General features: G+C 44.1%; 16 protein-coding genes. 3 read left to right on the top strand and 13 right to left on the bottom strand.

Annotated elements, in window-relative coordinates:
• Positions 1-50: 50 nt before the first annotated feature.
• On the bottom strand, positions 51-239 hold the full coding sequence (locus tag MHB71_RS25580; protein WP_340027992.1) for a hypothetical protein: 189 nt from the start codon (positions 237-239) through the stop codon (positions 51-53).
• 94 nt (positions 240-333) lie between these two features.
• Between MHB71_RS25580 and MHB71_RS25575 the strand changes: the two genes are divergently transcribed.
• Positions 334-1,056: a YheC/YheD family protein gene (locus MHB71_RS25575; protein WP_340027991.1), complete on the top strand. Its 723-nt coding sequence runs from the start codon at positions 334-336 to the stop codon at positions 1,054-1,056.
• 83 nt (positions 1,057-1,139) lie between these two features.
• Here MHB71_RS25575 and MHB71_RS25570 read toward each other — a convergent pair whose 3' ends face one another.
• From MHB71_RS25570 to MHB71_RS25535, 8 genes are all read right to left on the bottom strand, one after another.
• The gene (locus tag MHB71_RS25570) at positions 1,140-1,478 is read right to left on the bottom strand and encodes a hypothetical protein (protein WP_051449797.1); all 339 of its coding nucleotides are present in this window, start codon (positions 1,476-1,478) and stop codon (positions 1,140-1,142) included.
• 244 nt (positions 1,479-1,722) lie between these two features.
• Complete coding sequence (locus MHB71_RS25565; protein WP_340027990.1) at positions 1,723-2,283, bottom strand: DUF4303 domain-containing protein; 561 nt, start codon at positions 2,281-2,283, stop codon at positions 1,723-1,725.
• Between the two features lie 28 nt (positions 2,284-2,311).
• Positions 2,312-2,590 (bottom strand): hypothetical protein, encoded by a 279-nt coding sequence (locus MHB71_RS25560; protein ID WP_100526859.1) that lies wholly within the window; start codon positions 2,588-2,590, stop codon positions 2,312-2,314.
• Between the two features lie 12 nt (positions 2,591-2,602).
• Positions 2,603-3,220, bottom strand: coding sequence for a hypothetical protein (locus MHB71_RS25555; RefSeq protein ID WP_340027989.1), 618 nt, complete (start codon positions 3,218-3,220; stop codon positions 2,603-2,605).
• 336 nt (positions 3,221-3,556) lie between these two features.
• Positions 3,557-4,102 carry a 50S ribosomal protein L25 gene (locus MHB71_RS25550; RefSeq protein WP_127547476.1) on the bottom strand — a complete coding sequence of 182 codons (546 nt, stop codon included), beginning with the start codon at positions 4,100-4,102 and terminating at the stop codon, positions 3,557-3,559.
• A gap of 375 nt (positions 4,103-4,477) precedes the next feature.
• Entirely contained in the window at positions 4,478-5,254 is a 777-nt protein-coding gene (srtB, locus tag MHB71_RS25545) for a class B sortase (protein ID WP_340027988.1), read from the bottom strand.
• A 22-nt stretch (positions 5,255-5,276) separates the two neighbouring features.
• On the bottom strand, positions 5,277-11,291 hold the full coding sequence (locus tag MHB71_RS25540) for a carboxypeptidase regulatory-like domain-containing protein (protein WP_340027987.1): 6,015 nt from the start codon (positions 11,289-11,291) through the stop codon (positions 5,277-5,279).
• Positions 11,292-11,678: 387 nt separating this feature from the next.
• A complete protein-coding gene (locus MHB71_RS25535; protein ID WP_340027986.1) occupies positions 11,679-13,802 on the bottom strand; it encodes a 5'-nucleotidase C-terminal domain-containing protein in 2,124 nt (707 codons plus the stop codon).
• A gap of 591 nt (positions 13,803-14,393) precedes the next feature.
• Here MHB71_RS25535 and MHB71_RS25530 point away from each other — a divergent pair.
• Positions 14,394-15,020: a hypothetical protein gene (locus MHB71_RS25530; protein WP_076320161.1), complete on the top strand. Its 627-nt coding sequence runs from the start codon at positions 14,394-14,396 to the stop codon at positions 15,018-15,020.
• 55 nt (positions 15,021-15,075) lie between these two features.
• On the opposite strand, the gene MHB71_RS25525 is transcribed toward MHB71_RS25530, so the two are convergent.
• The 3 genes from MHB71_RS25525 to MHB71_RS25515 all read right to left on the bottom strand — a co-directional run bounded on the left by MHB71_RS25525 (position 15,076) and on the right by MHB71_RS25515 (position 20,539).
• On the bottom strand, positions 15,076-16,191 hold the full coding sequence (locus MHB71_RS25525) for a response regulator (RefSeq protein ID WP_340027985.1): 1,116 nt from the start codon (positions 16,189-16,191) through the stop codon (positions 15,076-15,078).
• Complete coding sequence (locus MHB71_RS25520) at positions 16,188-17,891, bottom strand: ATP-binding protein (protein ID WP_256721356.1); 1,704 nt, start codon at positions 17,889-17,891, stop codon at positions 16,188-16,190. The genes MHB71_RS25525 and MHB71_RS25520 overlap by 4 nt, the downstream gene beginning before the upstream one ends.
• Before the next feature lie 191 nt (positions 17,892-18,082).
• Positions 18,083-20,539: an S-layer homology domain-containing protein gene (locus tag MHB71_RS25515; RefSeq protein WP_340027984.1), complete on the bottom strand. Its 2,457-nt coding sequence runs from the start codon at positions 20,537-20,539 to the stop codon at positions 18,083-18,085.
• 186 nt (positions 20,540-20,725) lie between these two features.
• Between MHB71_RS25515 and MHB71_RS25510 the strand changes: the two genes are divergently transcribed.
• Positions 20,726-21,271 (top strand): DUF6199 family natural product biosynthesis protein, encoded by a 546-nt coding sequence (locus MHB71_RS25510; RefSeq protein WP_340027983.1) that lies wholly within the window; start codon positions 20,726-20,728, stop codon positions 21,269-21,271.
• Between the two features lie 77 nt (positions 21,272-21,348).
• On the opposite strand, the gene MHB71_RS25505 is transcribed toward MHB71_RS25510, so the two are convergent.
• Positions 21,349-22,026 carry a DNA alkylation repair protein gene (locus MHB71_RS25505; protein WP_340027982.1) on the bottom strand — a complete coding sequence of 226 codons (678 nt, stop codon included), beginning with the start codon at positions 22,024-22,026 and terminating at the stop codon, positions 21,349-21,351.
• Positions 22,027-22,133: the final 107 nt, after the last annotated feature.

The following is a 22,133-nucleotide window of genomic DNA, read 5'->3' as shown; positions in this document are numbered from 1 at the left end:
TTATAAGCTAGTTTATAGGCGAAAAATACTAGTTGAGGGTTAGTCTAGCACTACTCGAACAATTGCACATTCGGCTCTCGTTTCAGCACATGTACCAGCATGGCATGCAGTTGTCCACGGTGGTGATAGAAGTGCCCTTGCTTATCCAGAAGCCACTCGAAGCGTGAATGAACGCCTCCCCAGAATGCAGTCATTTCTCGCAAAAGTTCATCTTCTGTCTCCATCGACCGATTGGACATGCATCGACTTATAAATCTGGACGAATGGCCACTTATGCGGATCACGAATTTGAATTAGAATTACCGTAGACGATTGAAAAAGGCTGTGATTCCAATGTTATTCGAAAGAGACAAATGGTTGCAGTATGGCATTCTGCGCGATGAGCCCTCTCTCTCTGAACGATTGCCAGAGACACAGTTGCTTGAGAAGGATACGCTAACGAAGATGCTTCTTCAGTATCCCAGCGTTGTACTGAAACCTCGTAATGGCAGTTACGGAAGGGGTATCCTGTTCATTAAACGAAGCGGTGCAAATGCTTATCGTATTCAAAATGAAAATAACACAGTCACCATGAGAGACAACGAGCAGTTACTCGAATGGTTCGAACAAACAATCAAAAGTGATGAATATATTGTCCAAAAGCGTCTGCAGCTTGCTCAAATTAAACACAGGCCGTTCGACATTCGGATCATGGTTCAGCGCAAAAAGAGTTCCTCGTCCACTTGGAACGTGACAGGTTCCTATGCTAAAGTCGCTGCACAAGGATACCAAGTCACCAATGTGAATAACCGCCCCCTTCCCGTTTTTAAAGCACTGAGACTAGCTCGAATTGGAGATCGGCGCTTACTTGTCAGAGCGGAACAAGTTGCACGAGTAGCTGCCAAACGATTGGGAGAGCATTACCCTATGCTTAGACAAGTCGGGTTCGATATAGCCATCGACAAGAAACGGCGAATTTGGATTATCGAAGGCAATTATCAACCAGCCTTACGGCCTTTCCGACTTTTGAAAGATTCCTCGATGCACCGCAGAATATTATGGTACAAAGAACATTAAAACGAAAAAAGACGACCTGCCTGCTAGCCCGGCAAGTCGTCTCTTCATGTTTCGTGCCTAATCTCGATATTAACCCTCTTCGGTTATTTCCGGCATTTTCTAATCGCACTTGTAACACGTGTCACTCGGAACTGATTTACCCCTACCTGTATAATGGCGAACTGGCTGTACGAAGTACCAGAAGAGGTATACGGTTCAGCCTCAATATTTCCACTCGGTGTTCTAACCGTCGCGGTGATTCTAGTTACCAGGCACACACCACGGTCGGATGATCTCCAAGTCTCGTCACGCTGAACACTATATCTATCGTTGCTACAAAAAATGGATGCATACTCCACTACTCCACTCGCATTAAACGAAGTCGAGTTATAGATCTGAACAGGGTCATAACCACTAGGTGCTCCAGGTCTTCTATTTCCCATTCTCAAAACCTCCTTTTTATTGATAATCTATTAGATGCAATTAAATAGTTTTGGTGAGGTATAAATGTGGACAAGGCAGAAAAAGTGTGTTTGTCAGAGGGTCGCAGACACAAAAAAGAACCACCCTTTACTGTACAAAGGTGGTTCGAGAATTATAGTCCTATTATCATAATCATCTTATTCAGCCAATTGAGCCGAAACGGTACATTATAGAAGGTCAAAACTCCCTAAATTGCAGATGCTTCTATTCTGCCGCCTCCGCCAACCATGCTTGCATAGCCGGAGATTCCGCCCGATTCAAACGTAAGGCAATTTCGGTATTGATCTCATCCGGCGGCATGACTTCAACAAGGGCACATACGGACTCTCGCGATTGATTTAAGACAAATACGCCTTCATCATCGAGCATTTTCATCGCCAGCTCCATGGCGTTCAGCCTCACATCCAACTCGCGCTTCCAATCATCATTCTCCAGTTCCGCAATGAAAGGACGCTCGTTATATCGTTGTTTGACATCGGCAAAGTAATCATCCCCAAAACAACAATAGGGCGAATCCGCATACGACCATTTGATGAGATCCGCAATCGTGGATACCGGCGTATCACTTTCCTCTGCTTGTCTAGCCGATTCCAACGCCAAAGCTTCCCACGACCATGCAGAGATACTTGGCGCATGTCCTTCGCCAGTAGTGTATAACGTACAATAATAGTAACGTTCACCATTTTCAAAAAGAGTACAAAAAGACTTTCTGGCGGCAGCAGCGATCTCTATGGCCAGTGTCTCTATTTCTTGCATTGGCTTCATGAATAGAGTTCCCCTTTCCATTCGTTGATCATTTGCCCCTTCGATATGAATTGGCTATTTGGACTAGATACCAGACACCTGCACCCACAAGGGCAGCAAACACCAGATTGATACAGCCGAACACGATGAGTGACTTTGCTTGGCCTGGACCAATCCGGAAAGCGGTAACAAGCTGGAAGACAGCCGGTAGCAAAAATGCCAGCCAGGAGATGGTTATAAGCTTTTCTGTTCTGAAACTCCACCACACTGCGGAACATGAGGCAACTAGCAGTACCCAGGTACAGATAAGCTTTAGGGCGAACATCATTTCGTCCCCCTCCTATTTGCCATGAATCACAAGTCCATATTTACTGAATATCCACGATTGGCTCAATTCGTGCATTGCATCATTGCTTATACGCACAGAGGGCTTTTGCTCCTTCATCGCATCTGCATCAAGGGCTGAGAAGCGAAGGAGTTTAGTCATTTTTTTGATAGAGTCTCTTATTTCATCGAAAAATGCATAGGTCAGCGGCTTATGGTCCCGGATATCCTCATATATATAGTATTTTCCTTTTTCATCTTCCAAGTTAACTTGAAAACCTTTCGGAAATGAAAGCAAGATACACGGCAGTTCATCCTCTGCCCATTGTCCGTGATATGGAAAAGAAACCCCTTCATTTCTCACAAAAAATCCTGAACTTTCCTGATCTGATGCAATAGAAATAGAGTAAACAAAGAAGGGATGGATGTCATCTCTCTTTTCTCCTGCCACAAAATACTGATAGAACGTCTGATACTCCTCGTACACCTGATTATAATCATGCTCTGTTCGGGCAGCATTGGTACGATAGAATTGCGCTTGCCGATGCTCCAAAAGCTGCAAAAGGCTTTTAAACTCTTCAGGAGTGATGAAGAATCTCAGTTTATAGAATCCGCTATTCTTTAATTTGTCCATTTTTTTTCGCTCACCGCCCTGTTTAGAAATGTTATGCCAATGACCTTAGCGGGTCAGGTTCAGCTATATATGTATCTTATTTCCATTATAGTGATTACCTTTCCTGAGTCTACCTACTTTACACCTGAATTTTGCGAATGAACTTTGAAAGGGTAGCGAAATATCAGGATCATTGCGCCTGTACACGAGCAAAAGACATACGCGAGGTGAATTCCAGACTACCCGCCTTGTAAGGATGGGAGCACGCCAACATCTCATAATCAGCACAAATTAGCCATACGGATGATCACCCGTACGGCTAATTTTGACTTATTCAGCTTTAAAAATTTGGAATTGTTAAGGTTTAACTACAGAGAGTAGAGACTCATTCCCCTCAGAGATCACCGTCACATCTGGTGCAAACGTAGCATCACTTACATGTAACGTTTCTCCAAGTTCCATAGCACTAATGTCAAATTCAATCGACGTTGGCAAGTGTCTCGGCAATGCCTCCACTTCAATAGAAGATAATTGAACTTGCACGACTCCGCCCTGTTTTGTACCAATCGGTGTGCCGTTGAACTTGACAGGAATTTTAGTACGCAGGATCTCATTGGTCTGCACCTGCTGAAAATCCACATGAAGTAAATCCCGTGTAACTGGATCACGCTGGAGATCTTCCAACAATACAGTCAATGAGTCTTTCTCTTCAAACTGCAGTTCGATAAAACCAGACGTACCCTGCTTCAACCATTTTTGAAATTGTATTGTTGGAATATGAATCATTTCATTCTCCGTATTTTTGCCAAACACAATACCTGGCAAACGCCCGGATTTACGTAAATCCCTAAGTCGGGATGTATTTAATGGAATGCGGTTCTCCGCTTGAAAACTAGTAGTCATGCTATGTTCGCTCCTCTTTATTAAATGATATTTTCACATTTTTCATACTCATCCAACCATCCCCTGTTGGGGCTAAAGAGAGAAACATAGCATCACCACCTCCATATACGATCCAATTAATTTTAAAATACATTTAATGTAAGCACCCATAATATACATGAAGGCACTCTACTCCGAAGAGTAGAATGCCTATGGGATGCTTCAACCCTATCATAGAAACATAGATTTGTCGATTTAACCCGCCATTTCCCATTTTGACGACTGGAACAGGCCTTCATGTCCATGAGCACCTTATTTCGGGGACAAGAAAAATCGCGTCCTCTAAGGAGAGAACGCGAAATAAAGCAGATTGATTTTGTTTTTCAGCATCGTCAATTAACGCTTTCGAGCCACCACCGCTAACCTACCGTTTTCGGTCGAATACTCGCATGTGGACAGCACAATAAGCTTGTCACCATACTGTGCTGTTACACCTGTGTCATAAAGAGAGCGTTGTTTGATATTCTGAACATATGAATCGAACTCGGCGGGCGTATTTACATTCTCAATCTGGTAGTATTTAAACACGTCGTCCGATTTGCGATAAACTTTTGACAGAATAACGGCAACAATCTCATACTCTTCCTTTTCATAAAGCGTGCTGAACTGGAACGTCGCATGTTCTTGATAAAAGCTTTCGTTCTTGTACTTCATTAAATCTTTAAACATCCAACCACTTTTCATGTGATGACCATGAATCAGCAAAATGTCCGAATGGTTGGTCGTACTAGACTCGTCCAAAAAAGGAAGACCGCCTTGGTTTTCATTTTTATCAAAATCATGATTGAGATAGTACTCCGAATCCTGTGGGCTCTGCATGACTGGGTACTCAATTCGGGTACCGTCAATCTTCAGCCAGCCGACGATGTCTGAGTTCCTCTCGTAAAGATCTCGAAATTCGGGAAGCTTAACCGGCTCATTGCCTTTATTGAACAAAAGGGAGGGGAATGCATCCCCTCCACCTTGTTCTGAACCTTCTTTCCAAACCTTTGTTAACTCTTCGATTTTCTGCTTCTCGGCATAATCTCGCAAGAAAGTCCTCGCAAGACTGACAAGTGAAAATACCAACACAAGCAAGGAAACAGCGATAAGAATTTTTTTAGTTTTGCTCATTTTCTTACCGCCTTCCCTTCCATTACTGGATGTGCTTTTTCTTCTTGTACCCGAGCAGACAGAACCCAATCGTCATTAAGGACATCAGCGCCAAAACCATATACAAGAATGGCGATTCACTGTTATCTCCAGTTTTCGGAGCATCGTCCAACTCGTTGCTATCGTTCTTAAGCTGATCGTTACCATTGCTTGGTTCAGGCGTTACGATGCCTGGTTCTGGCTTTACAGTGCTCGGATCTGGCGTTACGGTGCCTGGATCTGGCGTTACCGTGCCTGGACCTGGCGTTACCGTGCCTGGATCTGGCGTTACGGTGCCCGGATCTGGCGTTACCGTGCCTGGATCTGGCGTTACGGTGCCCGGATCTGGCGTTACGGTGCCCGGATCTGGCGTTACCGTGCCTGGATCTGGCGTTACCGTGCCTGGACCAGGCGTTACGGTACCTGGACTAGGTGTTACGGTACCTGGACTAGGTGTTACGGTGCCGCCTCCGTTGTTACCATTGCCGCCGGTGCCGCCACCAGAACTAATCGGCTTCATTGGCACATCGTACCTGACAATGTCAAAATCGACTGAAATGGTACCACTTGTGTGCGTTTCGTATCCGTCTTTCGTTACGATCAGATAGTAATCCGCTTCAGGAAACACCATGTACGCATAGAAGCCATCTGCATCACTACTCTGCTCCGGGCTCTCGTTGTCGTACGGCGGGAAATTTGGAACCTTTGGAAGCGTTACTTTCGTACCCGGAATGCGGCCGTTATCTCTATTCCGCTGCGTATCCGCATAATACAGTGTAACTTTGGCTCCATCAATTTTCTTGCCAGTGACGGCATCTCCTGTCGTTTCATCATAGACCGTACCGTAAGGGTCGACTAACTCCTCTGAAATATTCAGCTCTCCGTTAGCTTTAACGTCAAGTTGCGCCACTTTGAGGAGCAATTCCTCGCCGGTCTCAGCTTGATAGCGAACTTCCATTGTGTACTTCTGCTCGCTTAGCCCTTCCACAGAGAACGTTCCATTCGTAGCCATAGGGAATGCTTTAGGTTGGCCGTTTTCCTTAACATAATTGCCATCCTTGTCTTTCAAATAGATATGCATCTGGCTAGTCAACAAATCATTGAATAGCACTGTTGTTCCATCCAGTTGTTTGAACAGAATGATCCCCACGGCCGTAATGTCCGCTGGAACAGTCTCGTCCGTTACACTGCTGTTCACTTTTGCTTTCTGCGTAAATTCAACAGGTGCATCCTTACCGCCTACCCGATACAATTTCGTATATCTGATCGTATAATCGGTATCCGCTACGGCTGGAATTGAATATTCACCCTTCTCGTTCGTCTGCGTCTGAATCTCTTCGCCTGTCTTCAGATCAGTTACCGTAATCGGTGCATTCGGAATGACTTCTCCTGTGTTATTGTTACGCAACACGCCTTCCAGATACGGTCGGGTATTGGCAAAATGTGCTTCAGATAATTTTTTCTCTGGAATAGTGCCCATGTGAATGAGACTCTCTGGATCAGTCACATAGCCATCTTCCGTATAATCATCTTGGGTCACTTTATACTGAAGATTGGTTGGAAGCCCTTGGACAATGAGCGTCTGTCCATCTGTAAGCTCAAAGCTCTCACCGCTCTTGATCATACCCTTACTGCCGTCTGATTTCTCATAGACGTAGGATTCGTCCGATCCCTCGCCGGTGAAGGCAACCGTGTACTTAAACAGCTTCTTCTTGTCTTCATCTTTGCCTTTAACTGTGTTGCTGATTAATAGGCCGCCCTTCAAGACTCGCACGTTCGTGAACGGGGCATCTTCATCAATGCCTTTCATGACTCCGGTATAGTACCGTTCCTCAGGAGTAGTCATGTATTCATCGGTTGGGTAATCTTGTTGGGTAACTGTATATTTCAGATTCTTAGGCAGACCCAAAATATCCAGTGTCTCTCCATCCTTGAGGCGGAAAGTACCGCCGGACTTGATCGAACCTGTGCTGCCGTCCGTCTTCAAGTAAGAGTAACTTTCCTCTTTGCCTGTATCCTCAAAGTTGACGGTGTACTCGAACTCCTTCGTGTTATCGCCGCCGTTGCCCATGACCGTATTGCTGATGGTCAGCTTGTTAACGGTCCGTTCATTGATGAAGTCCGCTTTGTGATCACCTTTATTCACGATTGAGCCAGACAGCTCTCTCGTACCCGGTATCGTCGTATAACCGTCAACGGATGTATAATCAGCCTCGTTTACGGTATAGACCAGATCCGCAGGCAAGGCTGGGAACGTCACAGATTCCCCGTGCTTAAGGGTAATCTTGCCTCCGCTCTTGATCGTGCCGAACGTATCATCCGACTTCTTATAGGTATACTCTCTGTCCTTACCTTCGCCGGTGATGGTCACGGTGTACTCGAACTCTTTGTCCGGATCACTGCCGTTGCCTTCCACCTTATTGGTAATGGTCAGCTTGCCTTGGGCCGGTGTAGGCACGATCAGTGGATTATCAGAGGTTAATTTCACCCCGTCAACCCAGATGGGCTTCCCTGGCGTATTCCCTACATATACTTGGTATACTCTTGTAGTTGGCAGCCAAGTATTGGTGTCAATATAAGTTTCTTTCAGCTCATAATACCCTGGATCAGGGAATAGCAGATTAAGTTTCCCTCCGCTATCGGTTTTTCCTTTGGTGATTATAGTTCCGCCGTCTTTCTTATAGAGTGTAAACTCTACGTCTTTTAGCGGATTGCCATTGGGATCTACCTTTTTCAGAGGCAACAGAGCATTGGAACTTGAACTGCCAGCCACGTCCGAACTGTCCAGCGTACTTTCGCTTCTGGCACTGACAGATTTCAGATTGTCATCGCCCTCCAGTTTTACCTCGTTGCCCATTGTGTCTCCAGCTTTCGCTTTAGATGGATCAACTTCTGTTTGGTACACAAACTGGTAAAGCTGATTAGGGTCGTCCATTTTAAATGTTAGAACCGTAGCGCCACCCGTGCCTGGTGCAGCTTCTACTTGAACTTCAGCATTCGGGTCGCTGAGGTCCAGTGCTGCGCCCTCTCGTTCAAGAGTGCCGCTTGCGGTCAATTTAGCAGGATAGACTGCCATACTAGGTGATGTCAGCACAAGCTTTCCGTTTTCTTCATAACGCAAATTCATGCCTGCACCCAAGGTATCCTGCAAATAAACACCCTGCTTCATGTTAAATGGCGGGGTATAGTTCACCGTCCATTCCAGCACTCCTGGAACTGGCTTAGTTACCGACTTTCCAAGGGTCTGAATAGGTACAATAACTTTGCGCTGTTCGGTGACAACCTTCTCCACTCCACCCCATGTCATATGAAGGTCGGCTTTGTTATACAGCACCTGTTTGTCCGTGCCGTTGATGGTGTATTCCTCTAAATACTTCTGCAGAGCATCATTGGAAGGTCTTGCCTTCACCAGAATAATATAAGGACTTTCCAACTTGGAGAAGGTGAAAGTACCCTCGTTTCCAATGTGTGAAAAATGGACTACATGAGAACTAGTACCTGGTTCAATTAGAGTTCTAGCATCGTTTCTAACACCATATTCTGTTCCTGCACCATTGTCCGAAAATCCTTTCCAAAGCTCAAAATCCTTAGTTTCAGAGAAAGGAACAAATTCCCACCCTTCGGGAAGTGTATCCACTAGCTTAATATTACTAATGACTCGATTACCGCCATCCTTAGCCATTTCTTCTGTGTTATATCCAGGCATATTTACCCCTAAACGGAATGTGACCGTTTTGGTTGTCCTGTCATAGCCAGAAATTGTCCATGCTTCATTGCTATCATTTCTAATGTAACTGCTAACGTTATTCGGCGTCACATTGTCAAAAGTACCATCTACTTTTAATGGCCTCGAAGCAAAGAGCATATCCTTGTTCAACATATGCAGGTGTAGGTTGGCGCTGTTATCTGCTTTTTTTACGGTTTCGCCATCAATGAGCAAAGCCCGATTCGAGCTTATTTTCCCTGCGTTAATATCCTGTCTGAAGAGAATGTTCGGGTTGGTCTCAAGTGCACGGAAGCTGAAGGATGCCGCTTCTTCGGTGTATCCGGTCACCTTGATCAAATCCGCCACCACTTTACCGTCCACGGTTAATGGAATAGCTTTCATCGTCAATCCGGTTGCATTCGACTTCAGAGTTCCCGCTTTGTACTGCTTCCAAAGCTGCGCAGAAGTGATATTTGCTTTAATTTTCGCAATTGTCTCCGCACTCACCTCGCTGGTTTCATCTACAGCGTTGTCCAAGACGTTCAAGTCACCGCCATGCACAAGGACATCGTATACTACCGCGTTAGGTAAGGCATACTGTGGTGCTAGATTAACGGTCCACGTGATACTGCCCAGGTTATAATCCTCGGTTGATACTGCGCCTGTTTTTGTAAACGTGTGTGCGCCAATGCTGACGACTGCCTCATCTGTCACCGCAATAGGTCTTTTACCCGTCATTACATCGTTGTTCTGTATAACCCCTGGTGTATCCAAATTCCAGTTGGCACGAGGGTCAATTTGGAAGCTGGAACCACTTATCGCCTTGCTTTTAATCAACAATTCGACTTTTCCGTTAATATCCCCGAAGGAATACACGCCGTTTGAATCTGGTGTAATTGGCGTTTCTTCAGATACAGCGCCATCTACCCATGTCTGCCATGCAGCCGATTCAAATTCCAGCCCAGCCGGTAATACATTTGTGATGGTAAAGTCCTTTAACTCTTTTTTATTATATTGGTTAACCGCGATCTTCCATGTAATGGTTTCATTCGCATGGTCATACGAAGCGCTGGCTTGAATCCAGTCGGGAGCAAAAGAAATCTCCTGACCTGCCTGTACCAACATGTTGTTGTCCTGTCTCAGTTCCACTTTGCCATTCATGTCCCGGTAGCTGCGACCAAGATTGTTTGGCGGATTCCGATGTTCGTAATAATAAGCTTCCTTTGGAATCCATGTTTTATATTCAACCTTTGGATCTAGACCTGTTCCCTGCGGAAATATGTAAGTCAACGATCCGTCGGCCCCAATGACTGGCGTTACATTTTGGCCGTTTACTTTGAATGAACCCTCCTTATAGATACCACGGACATTTCCAAAACCCGTATTATAAGTGGCTGGATTCGTATAGAATGTCTTCCCGTCTAACGGCAATTTGACTGTTTTATCAAACTGATCGAATGCAGAGACGTTTGACTCCCAAGTAATTGCACCTTCAACCAATTGCGCTGGCTGAATCCCGCGGTAACCATACTGATCCCACCTGATCATTCCAGGCGAGCTTAAAGTAATGTTATACTCTGCTGTAACATCTGGGTTCTCTAGCTGATATGCACCACCAAAGATGTTGATCGGCTTTTTATCGCCATACGCTAGTCCCGTTATATCTGCATTGGCAGTAGATTCAAAGCTGAAGGCAATACCTCGTCCAACACCATTGAAAAAATTATCTTCACCGTTAAATACAATCTTGATGCTATTTGGAGTGAAATAGGCGGTGCCCAGCTGTTTTGTACCTGATTCCGTCTGTGCATTCAAGGTTTTAGTAGCTGTTGGCAGCACCACTTCCTTGAAGTAATCTTCTCTTTTCAGCTCGATCCAGTCACCCTTTTGGATGTATTTCTCAGGATCTGCATTAGTGGGATTTGGGTCATCACCATTCACTGGTACCTTGAGACCTTCCGATTTGAGCGTAAAGGGCTGTCTACCCTGAATAATACCGTTTGGATTAATAACAGCATTCCCCTGCGTCACTTCCAGCGGAAAGGTTGAATTGGATTCCATAAATACCGCTGTTTTGTCCGTTGGGACTGCCACCATCGCTACGAAATTATTCGGTGCATCGTACACTGCCTCAGGTACCGAAAGTGGTTCGTCGGCACTCGGTGAGTCAGATTCAATGACGGCTTCCATTCCGGAATCGGTTGGCACACTCTCCGCATATGCGGCGGTAGAGTATATCACTGTCTGCAAGACGAGCAACATTGCCAGAAATAAAGACAATATCGGTTTACCTATATTGCGTTTTTGTTTCAAACGAAAATCTCCTCCACTTCTAAAATTTTTGCAGCAACCAGAAACTTTTTCCCTTTTCTTTGGCCATTCCATCCTTACAACAGAAACTGATAAAATTCATCAAGTTCATATGGCTTGCCTTACCATTTTACTGTAGAGCCCTTACCAAATTCTGAACACTAAACGGTAACCAAACCATAGAGCCAATTCAGACATAGATTTCTCCATAGAATCGTGGATTTTAAGCATAAAAAAAACATCCTAAATTGGGATATGGCATTCTCTTGGATAAACCCTTTTCACCAATTAAAGAACTACTTGATGAGAGGGTTTATCCGTAGAGGAATGCTCATTCGCCCGATAGGATGTGTTTCTCTGTTTTAATATAAAGTTTGAATAAGTTCTACATTATGAAGCTTTTGCTGCAACAGCTTTTTCAATTAATGCTTTTGCATCGTTAGTAGTCAGACCTAGTTTAGGTTGAAGTGATTTTTTATCTGTTCCAGCAAAAATACCTTTGTCAATCAGTTTTGCCATAGGTTTAATTGCATAGGCAGACACGGATTTACCATCTTCGAAACTAGCAATAATTGTAGCAGCGTCTTTATCAGTCGCTTGATCTTTTACCAATTTAGCAAGAATGGTAGCAGCTTCTTCACGCGTGATATCCCGATCAGGATAGAAGTTTCCACCAAAACCTTGAATGAATCCAGCATGCATAGCTTCAGCAATCGCATCTGCATATGCAGCATTAGCGGCAACATCCTTGAATGCAGGTGCTGTAGCTACTTCGTTAAGTTTCAACATGTCGACCAGAGCACTTACAAATTCAGCACGAGAAATGACTTCTGTTGTTACAGGTGTTTCTGTTGGCTCAGTAGATGCAGCCAGGTTTGTGATACGTCCTTCATTTTTAGCTTCGATGCTACCGCCCTTATACGTGTCTACGATGTATTGGTAGAATACATCCAGATCGATAGGACCTGCCAGGGATGATTTAGCATCCAGCAGCACTTTATAGTTATCTCCACCTGCAGCCATAAAGTTGTTAACTACAGCCGTATATGTTTTTGCAGGATCAATCGTTGTTCCATCTTCCAGACTAAGACCAGTAACGCGTTCTGCGACTGGCTTATTGAAATCTGCAGTGTATTTCAAACCAGAGATTTGGAGTGTTTTGGTATTAGGTGTACCGTCAGCATTGGTACCCCATTGCTGCTGCAACAAGGTTTTAACCTGTTCGCCAGTCAGCTCAAGTTTTACTAGAGTATTACCAAACGGTTGGATTTTGGCAAGATCAGCAAAGGTCACATCGCCTTGTGGCAGATCCGCACGAATACCGCCTGGATTCATAAATGCAAAGTCAGCAGCACTGGCCTTATCCCCAAAGTCTGCTTCACGCATTGAATCTGCAATGAGGTTACCTAGAGGGGCTTCGTTATTATAAGCATCTGTACGGGTAACAGAACCATCCGTTGTACCTACTGGCTTCGTCAGCTCAGGATGCTTGTCTAATGATTTTTTAATAATAGCTAAAGATTCAGGGTCTTCTTTTACACCCTCTTGGAAAGTCGTTGTAACAGTCGCTGATTTTTCAGTTACATCCCCGGTGGCAGGGTCAATCATCAGTTTGATATCTTCAAACGCCGTACCATAGGAATAAGCTTGAACGATCAACTTTCCATTCACTTCACCGTTAGCCAAAGCATGATTGTCACCTGCAACGATAACGTCAACTGGGGAGTCCGCTGGTAAAGCTTTTGCCAGATCAGCTGCTTCTCCAGTGGTTACGCCTTCTTTGGTTGTTGCTGGATCATGTGCCAAAACAATGATCGTTTCTACACCTTGGTCTTGCAATTCTTTGGCATATTTATTAACGGCTTCCACTTCTTCTTCTGCGCTTAAGAAACGTACGCCAGCTGTCCCAGATGGAGATACTTTGGCAGGTGTTGATTTCGTCACTAGTCCGATAAATCCAATTTTGACTCCGCCCACTTCTTTAATCACATACGGCTTAATCAATGTTTTTCCTGTGGCAGTTTCAATCACGTTTGCATTGACGTAATCAAATTTTGCACCGGCATGTGTTACCTTACCTTCTTTTGGATCAAGGCCACCAAAGATCTGTGCCTTTAAAGCAGCGACACCTTGGTCGAATTCGTGATTCCCTAAGGACCCTACATCGAAGCCCATCATATTCATCCATTCCATGGTAGGCTCGTCACGATCCAAAGATGAGGCTGGAGCAGATGCACCAACAGAGTCTCCATTATGGAAGAGTAGGGAGTGTTCATATTTGGCTTGAGCTTCTTTGAGATAGGTTGCTAGAATTGGAGCCGTTCCTGCCTTCTTATCACCCACAATTGATGTGGTATCTAACTGACCGTGGAAATCATTGATTCCAATCAAGTGTACTTCTACATCGTTACCTGCGGCAGAGACAGAACCTGCTGCGCCCAATAGTTGCGTGAGTAATAGTGCAGCGGTAGCTACACGCAGTGTGCTTTTACCCAAAACTTTTTTCCAAAACATGAATGAAAAAACCCCTCTCCAATTTTAGATCCTGAGATATTTTACCATAGTTTAATTCATAAAAATCATTAAATATATAAAATGGGTGTAAAAAGTTGAGAGATTGATAGAGGAGATGAATACCTATATCTCGATCTGCACCAAAATTAGTGTTTAGCTTCAATTTATTCAATCGAATAATAGGTTTTTTTCTAGCTCAGGAGACGAGAAGTTATAACGCATTGGTTGTAAGTAATAGATTCAAAATTTCATATAGAAAAATATGGCTTTTATATTTTTTGTTGCTATAATGGAAAATAAAGTATGCATTTTCACTTGATGATATAACTCCTCTACTACAGAACACTTAGCTTCCATCTCCTAAAACACACACATCCCATTACATAATATGTATCAAAGATTTTCACACTTCTATTAAAGGAGGTGACCGTTGGGAGCATTTTAGATCTTAGTTCCCGTTTTACACCAGATGGGGACGTGTTACCTCACCGCTCCTGACTGAATGCTACGCAGAAACATGCAATAACTGTAAGGGTTTGTTGTTCTATGCATTTAACTGTAACCATTATAAGAAAAATAGGAGCGTGTCCAATGAACAAACGACTTTTTCCCAGATCTTTTCGAGTTCTTATGGCTTGCTTGTTAATTCTTGCATTTGCCGTACCAGCAACGGCTTCTGCTGGCTATCTTGGAGATAAGCTCACGATCGGCCAAAGCATGGCAAAGGGTGACTATCTCACCTCCCAAGATGGCAGGTTCTCAGCCATCTGGCAAAATGACGGGAATTTTGTTATCTATCAAAATGGTTCTTCTCTCTGGAGTAGCGGAACTAGTAATAGTGGGGCTCTTTCATTCAATTTTGAATCACAGTACGGGAAACCTGTCATGTATAAATATGGCATGAAATATCAAGACGTTTACCAATATGGTTATCGTTATGGTTTCAACCCGGCTACAGGTAAATTCGAATATTACACCGGTTGGGGATGGGATAAAGTTTTGATGATCGATACTTCTGTACAGGTAGCTGCTTGGTCTCCCAATACCACCTCATGGATTCCAGGTCATCACGGGAGCAGCTTACCGGCTAACACAACAGGTGATACACTGGTCATGCAAAGTGATGGGAATTTAGTTCTCTATAACACAACCCTGACCAATAGCAATTATCCGAACAGTTGGATTCCTGTCTGGGCTTCCAATACGGGCGGGCATTAAAATTAGATGGAGAGCCGCATGCTGTGTGGCTCTTTTTTTGTTTATCAGGAAGATATCATTGATATTGTTCATATTGCTGTTGAATAGACAGCGAAGGCTGTAATCCAAGTTCATGAAGCAGTAATTGCGTATATTGCTCATAGTGGTTATGTAGTGATTTTCGATCTCCCATGGCTCCCAATATACTTAATAACAGCAATGTTGACTCTTCCTCAAACTCATTGCGGGATACAATTCTTCTGGCAATGCGGGCTGCTTCATTATATTGATTCCGTTCCAGCAACCAGCTTGCAAGACGCTTGGCATAGGAAACGTACAAAGTTAACAATCTCTCACGTTCCCCTGTCGCCCAATCAAAAGATTTACCCTCAAACAACTCGCCTAAGAACTGTTTCTCTAACGCTATGGCCGCTTTTTCATTAGTTATATTGAATTCGAATAACTCCAACATGGTCTGTTCGAATCGAATAAAATCAACATCGGCTTGATCTAAATCTACCCGATATTGCTCTTGCGCTGATAGGATCATCTCCTTGAACCCATGCTCGGATAACACCTTTCTAAGCTGATAGACAATCGTATTCAAGTACACTTCCGCCTGCTTGAGAGGCCTCCCTGGGAAGAGATCCTCCAGGATTCGGGATTTGGCTACACTTCGACCCTGATGAACAAGCAGATAGGCAAATAGCTCCATGCTTTTTTTGGATTTCCATTTTACTGCACCCGCTTGTTTGCTGCTAGCCTCGAAGCAACTCAGTCCATAAACCGTCAGCCGATTAGGCGCAATGTCGTCAGCAAGATTAGAAGAAGATCTGCGTCTGCTGGCCGCCCTAGTGAGCGTCTGAGCCAGTCGCATTCTGGAAATCGGCTTAACCATGTAGTCCAACGGATAAACATCGTAAGCGTGAATCGCATATTCTGCATGCGAAGTGGTAAACACAATGTCAAGATCATTACAAACTGAGATCAAGCTGCGTGCAAGCTCTAATCCATTGTCCGTAGCAATCTGGATGTCCAGGAATGCGAGATCCACTTCCCTGTTCTTAACGAAATCGAGTGCCTCTGCCGCATTCTGAAAGCTTCCGACAATCTCCACATCTTGCATACTCGACAGCATCCGCTTCATTGCCAACAGCATGGCAGGCTCATCATCAACGATGAGTACTTTCATCTCTCTGTTCCGCCTCTCAAAGTGAAGTGAAATACGCTTCCTTGTTGCACCGTGCTTTCTGCCCACATATCTCCACCACTTAGTTGTACGAACTGCCGACTTACGAGCAGTCCAAGCCCTGCCCCTTTTTCACCTAATGTACCCGCCATGGAGTTGAGTTGCTTCTCGTTAAATAGCTGACGAACTCGCCCCTCTTCCATACCTACTCCGTTATCACGAACGGACACGATCACCATGTCTCCTGACAACTGAGCGTACACTTCGATTAAACCACCCAATTCGGAAAATTTGATGGCGTTGGTTAATAAGTTACGAATAATTAAACCAACTGTTTCCCGGTCTGCATATACATGGGTGCCTATAGCAATCTTATTCATCACGCTGATATGTTTACTCTCACTTTTAATGTGTAACATATGACAACAGTCCTCAACAACCTCCGAAAGCTCCAGTAACTCTGGACGAAGTGTCATGTCTTCAACCTGACTGCGAAACCACTCCAACAAGTTATTAGCCATTCCAAGTGTATTACGAATCTGGTCACCCAGCTGCTCAATGATCTCCTGATGATCCGCAGCGAAGGATTGCCTGTCCGCCTCCAGTAACTCCACGAGTTGAAACTGCAGCGCTAGCGGACTGCGAATATCATGCGATATAATTGTAAACAGTTGATCCTTCAACTGGTTCAACTGTGCCATCTGCTCCAGATGCCGTTGTTTCTCTGTAATATCAAAAATAAGAGAAATATTACCCTGTGCCTTACCCAGTGTATATAATGGATATACGTTTACACTATATATTTTTCTTTCTCCATCCAGCCACTTATCAATCTCTACACTGCCCGGTTGCATAGACTTGCTCAGCTTATACCATTCTGGCCAGGAAGCTAGGATTTCCGATATATTCCGACCCGAAATATTGGTATAGCCCAACTCTGAGAACCATTGTGAAGCTCGATTATTGTTATCGATGACCTTTCCCGAACCATTCACAATCACAATACTCTCCTGCAACGTATCGAGCACAATATTCCTGGCAATCGGAACGGTAGAGAAGAACTTAATCCTCAGAATAATCACCAGCATAATTGTCCCTGTAGATCCGCAGTAAACTGTTAATGGAAGTAACCATGATGACCACTCAGGCTTCACAAATTTGATAATCTCCAGGACAAACGGTAATGTAGCCAGAAGGAGAACCCACATTCCCGGCTTACGATAATCACTCCTAATATTCCTTACATACTGAAATAAATAGTAGAGGCATATAACCACTGCACTATAGCAAATGAGGCTGAATGCTCTAGAATAGAGGGTTTTTGTTGTGACTAGGTGGCCATTATAAAGCTCAATCGTCAGATATATAATATGAAAGTTTGGGTCAAGCCACATAAGCAACGACCACGATACAAATACGGCAAACAATAGGATCTTCCATTGGTTCTTCAGCAGCTTGTCTCGACCGACTAAGTGATAAACGAATAAGATCAAGAAAGGGACCATTACATTTTGGGTCGTATTCTGAATATTGCGAAAAATTAATTTAGTCATAAATACATCGCTATGTCTCTCCAGAATGATACTGCTTGAGTACATCATTCGGCATACGATCAAACCTACGAGGTAGATTACTCCGCGCTCTCGTCTAAACCCGTACACAGTGAGTAAGATGATACCCGTCATGATCAATGAAACAATCATCAGGATAAGTTCTACAGTGGAATTCATACATCAGGTCCCTTTATATTTAAATTAAGAAAATAGACACCTTATGCCTTTTCTATCCATAATAGTAGAGGGAATTATGGATTACAAGCATATCTCCTATCAGGCTTCAACAAAAACTGACCCCTGTTGTCATCTAATGACATCAGGGGTCAGTCCTTTATTGCTTAATGTATAGATTTCCAAAGTCGCAAGAGTACAACCGCTGCTTCGGCTCTTGTTGTTCGTCCCTCCGGAACAAATCGATTACCCGCTTGCCCTTTCAGAAGTCCGTGCTCCTGAGCAGCTTCGACATATGCCTTGGCCCATGTTGGAATGCTTGTATTATCAGAGAAATAAGAGTTAGCCGTACGATCAGCATTCCACTTCATGGCCTTGGAGACCATCGTAGCCATCTCTGCACGGCTTACCGTTTTCTTCGGCCGTAATGTTCCATCGGGATATCCTTGCATAATTCCCTCGGCTACGGCTGTCTGGATCGTCAGGTGTGCCCATGCCGGGATGCTCTCTGCATCGCTGAAAGACACCTCACTTGATTCGTTACGTATCGGGATCTGAATTGTCCGCATCAGCATAACGGCGAACTCCGTTCTTGTTACGTTGCCTCTTGGTACAAAGGTGTAGGCATCTATCCCCTCCACAATACCCAATTCTGCTGCCTCGCAAATTTCGGATGTTGCCCAGTGATTCTCGATATCCGTGAGCCGGCATACCGGAGCTGATGACGCATTATCCTCATCATCGGTAATACGGGTAACCGTTACGGTATACGTGTTGATCGTTCCATCCTCGGCTTGAACCGTAAGTGTCAGCACATTGGCACCCATCGCCAAAGGAACGGTCGCCATCTCACTTATGCGTTCTCCCCTTAGCTTAACAACCGCCTTGGAATGGACTGAAGTTACTTCCAACTCCACCTGCTCAGCATCTGTCTCTACTGTATAATCCATAGTCCTGGATGTAAAATTAGGAGATAATTCCAAAGCCTTTCCGGAATTATAAACATTTATTTTAGCTAAAGCTGCCTGGTTAGATGGAGATGAGGTTACTGCAGGCGGAGCAGACGAATTACCCCCTTGATCTATTGGATTCGGTGCTGGTACCGGCATTGTGTTATCCAGTAGAAAAGGATTGGAAATCGCATCCTTAACATTCCCTACGTTGTCTGTTGCGCGAATGTGTAAGTACCAGTTGCCATTTCCGCTAGTCTGACTCAAGTTATCACTGTTGCTGAAGGGCAACCAGCCACCTGTCGGAACGACGGTACTTTGCGTCCACACATATTGCAGTGAAGCAGTATCTATTCCGCTTTGTATGTCGCTGACCTTCACTTGGCTTACTGCGGTTTTCGCCGCGGCAACACGACCATTCGTACCGAACTGCACTTCTGGAGACGTTGAATCGATTGCTACAGTAATGGTATACGTTTGACCCGGAAGCAAATAGGGCTTCACGTGAACAGGAATGACCGTATCCGTGGTTGCTCCCGAGATATCTATCGTCTTGGTGTTGCCGTCCGGCAGCAGCTCATTGTTTACGTACATAACTGTCTGGTCCGTGCTTGCCATTGTCGGCGTTACATCTACACTGGACAGCGATTGACCGTCGTAATAATACGTGTAGTCCATGACTGCAGGATCAAAGGATTCCGTGAAATTCCCTTCCTCTAGCTTAAGATCTCTCAGATTGGCATTCCCAGGTACATTCATTTGTCCATCCTGATTATATCCCCAAGTAACTAGGGTACCATCTGACTTTAAGGCAAGCGAATGTAAATGACCTGCAGCGACCGCCACTACTCCTTCTAAGTCGGTTGGTACATCGGTTTCACCACTAATATTTTCCCCCCAGGCGACCACCGTGCCATCTGACTTTAGCGCTAGTGAATGAGCTTCTCCTGCAGCGATCGCCACTACTCCTTCTAAGCCTACGGGCACATTGGTTTGACCACCATTATTACCTCCCCAGGCAACCACCGTGCCATCTGACTTTAGCGCTAGTGAGTGAGATGCTCCTGCAGCAACCGCCACTACTCCGTCTAGGCCTACAGGCACATTAGTTTGACCAACATTATCGCCTCCCAAGGCGACCACCGTGCCATCTGACTTCAGTGCAAGCGAATGGAGGTTACCAGCAGCAATCGCCACTACTCCGTCTACAACCACGGGTACATTGGTTTGACCGTTGGCATTGTTCCCCCAGCCGATCAACGTGTTGTCTGACTTCAGTGCAAGTGAATGGTTGCTTCCTGTGGCGATAGCCACCACATCATTCAAGCCCGCTGGCACGTTTAGTTGACCAACGCTATTGTTACCCCAGCCGACAACAGTACCGTCCGATTTCAATGCAAGTGTATGGAAATACCCAACATCGATTGCTACAACTTCACTTAAACCTAAGGGAACGTTTAGTTGACCAAAGTCGTTTCTCCCCCAGGCCACCAACGTCCCATCTGACTTTAACGCCATTGAAGCAAGACCGCCTGCGTCTATTTTCTCTACTTTAACAGGTGAAGCAGGACCTGCAGCATAAGCCGATCGAACATCAAATGGAACGATTGTGCTGAACAACAATACGAAGCATATAACAAGATAATCCATCTTTCTCCAATTAAACGATAACAATATGTATTCTCTCCTTCATCCCTTTGATTCAGGCAACGCCAGAGCATACTTTTTGATCAGATCCGAGAGTCATCACCCTCTATGGATATTAACAGAGCGCTATGAAAGAATAATGAAAGAAATAGAGTGGTGTTCTTACTGTTTTTTATATTAGACTAATACTTAACATATAGAGGATGTGATTGTTTGACAGGTATCATAGGTGTTTTAGTCTTATTAACAGGATTAATTATGGCAATTTGGCCTTACTTTGCTTGGTATATTCGACTGGGATGGAAGTTTAAAGATGCGGAGCCAAGTGATTTAGCACTAAGTACTGGACGGATCTCAGGCATTGTCTTGGTGATTGTCGGTTTTATACTGATCGTTTCAAGTTGCTCCACGGGAAGCGGAGCGGACAGCAAATGGGCAGAACAATTTAAAGAGAAACTTGATGCAGGGCAAGTAAAAGAAATCAGTATCGGCATGATTAATCCCGAAATATTAAGCGAAGAAGAAAAAAATACGGTTATCCAAATGATAAAAGATGCAGAACTTAGACCTTTTGATGCAGGTGATGCTTTTGGATCGAACAATGCTGGAAAAATTACATTTACAGATGAAACGAGCCTGGACATCGTTATTTTCGGACCATCTGGAGGAATCGAATTGCATCCAAAGACTACCGAGACGGAATTTGAGATAATGAGCGAAGAGTTAAAAAATTGGTTTCACACCAATTATAGTGATTAGTAGTGTCATAAAACTTTTAAAATTGCCCTCCAAGCAAAAAAGGATCTGGAAGCTTACTTCCAGATCCTTTTTCCATATTAAGGCTTCCAGTTCTTATTTCGTTTGTTAACTTCAATTGCAATGAACTCTGGCAAATAATTAGGAGTACAGCCCTTTGATACCATTTCATCTTTATAAAGACCTGTATTCTCACCAAGTTTTATACAACGTGCACGATACTTTTGATCATAAATGCCTATCCAGCCTGCAATGAAATTCATAGCCCACTGAACTGCCGGCTCTTCCTGCGTAATATTAGCTTCAATTGCAGATAGTAAGTCCTCGGTGTTATCAGGAGGCGTTTGTCCGGTCCATCTCAATCGCGCTTGATAATACCAAAAAGCTCGCCTTTGAAGAGCAGAAGGGCTTTTTTCCCATGACTCCATCAATGCAATGGTCTTCTTGTCTTTGGTGAGCTGATTAGCCATTAACCAATCCATTAAGTTATTTCGCTCATCAAAAGTGTGAGTCTGCATATCCTTATCAAACTTATTAAGCACTTCTTGTGAAAGAAGTTTTTTGTCCATAATTAAAATAGCTAATAGTCTGGGCAAAAACGCTTCGGTCGACCAAAGTTCCATAGCTAGTTCGTGATCTTTTTTAATATCCTTTGCGATTTTTCGTAATTCGCCTAGCTTAGTTTTACTATTGATCTGCTGTAGAATGTCCCCTGCTTTTGAAGAGTATTTCATTTCTATACTTTTATCCTTATTCATTTGATACCACAGCTCCTTTATGGTGAAAATCTTTGAAGAGCGAAAGGCTATTTCCCATGACTCCATCAACCGCAGTAAGATAAGCTTATTTTCATATATTGACAAAT

Origin of the sequence: Paenibacillus sp. FSL H7-0940 (genome assembly GCF_037979415.1) — a bacterium.
In the GTDB taxonomy this organism is placed as follows: Bacteria; Bacillota; Bacilli; order Paenibacillales; family Paenibacillaceae; genus Paenibacillus; species Paenibacillus amylolyticus.
This window is presented reverse-complemented; position numbering and strand designations above follow the sequence as displayed.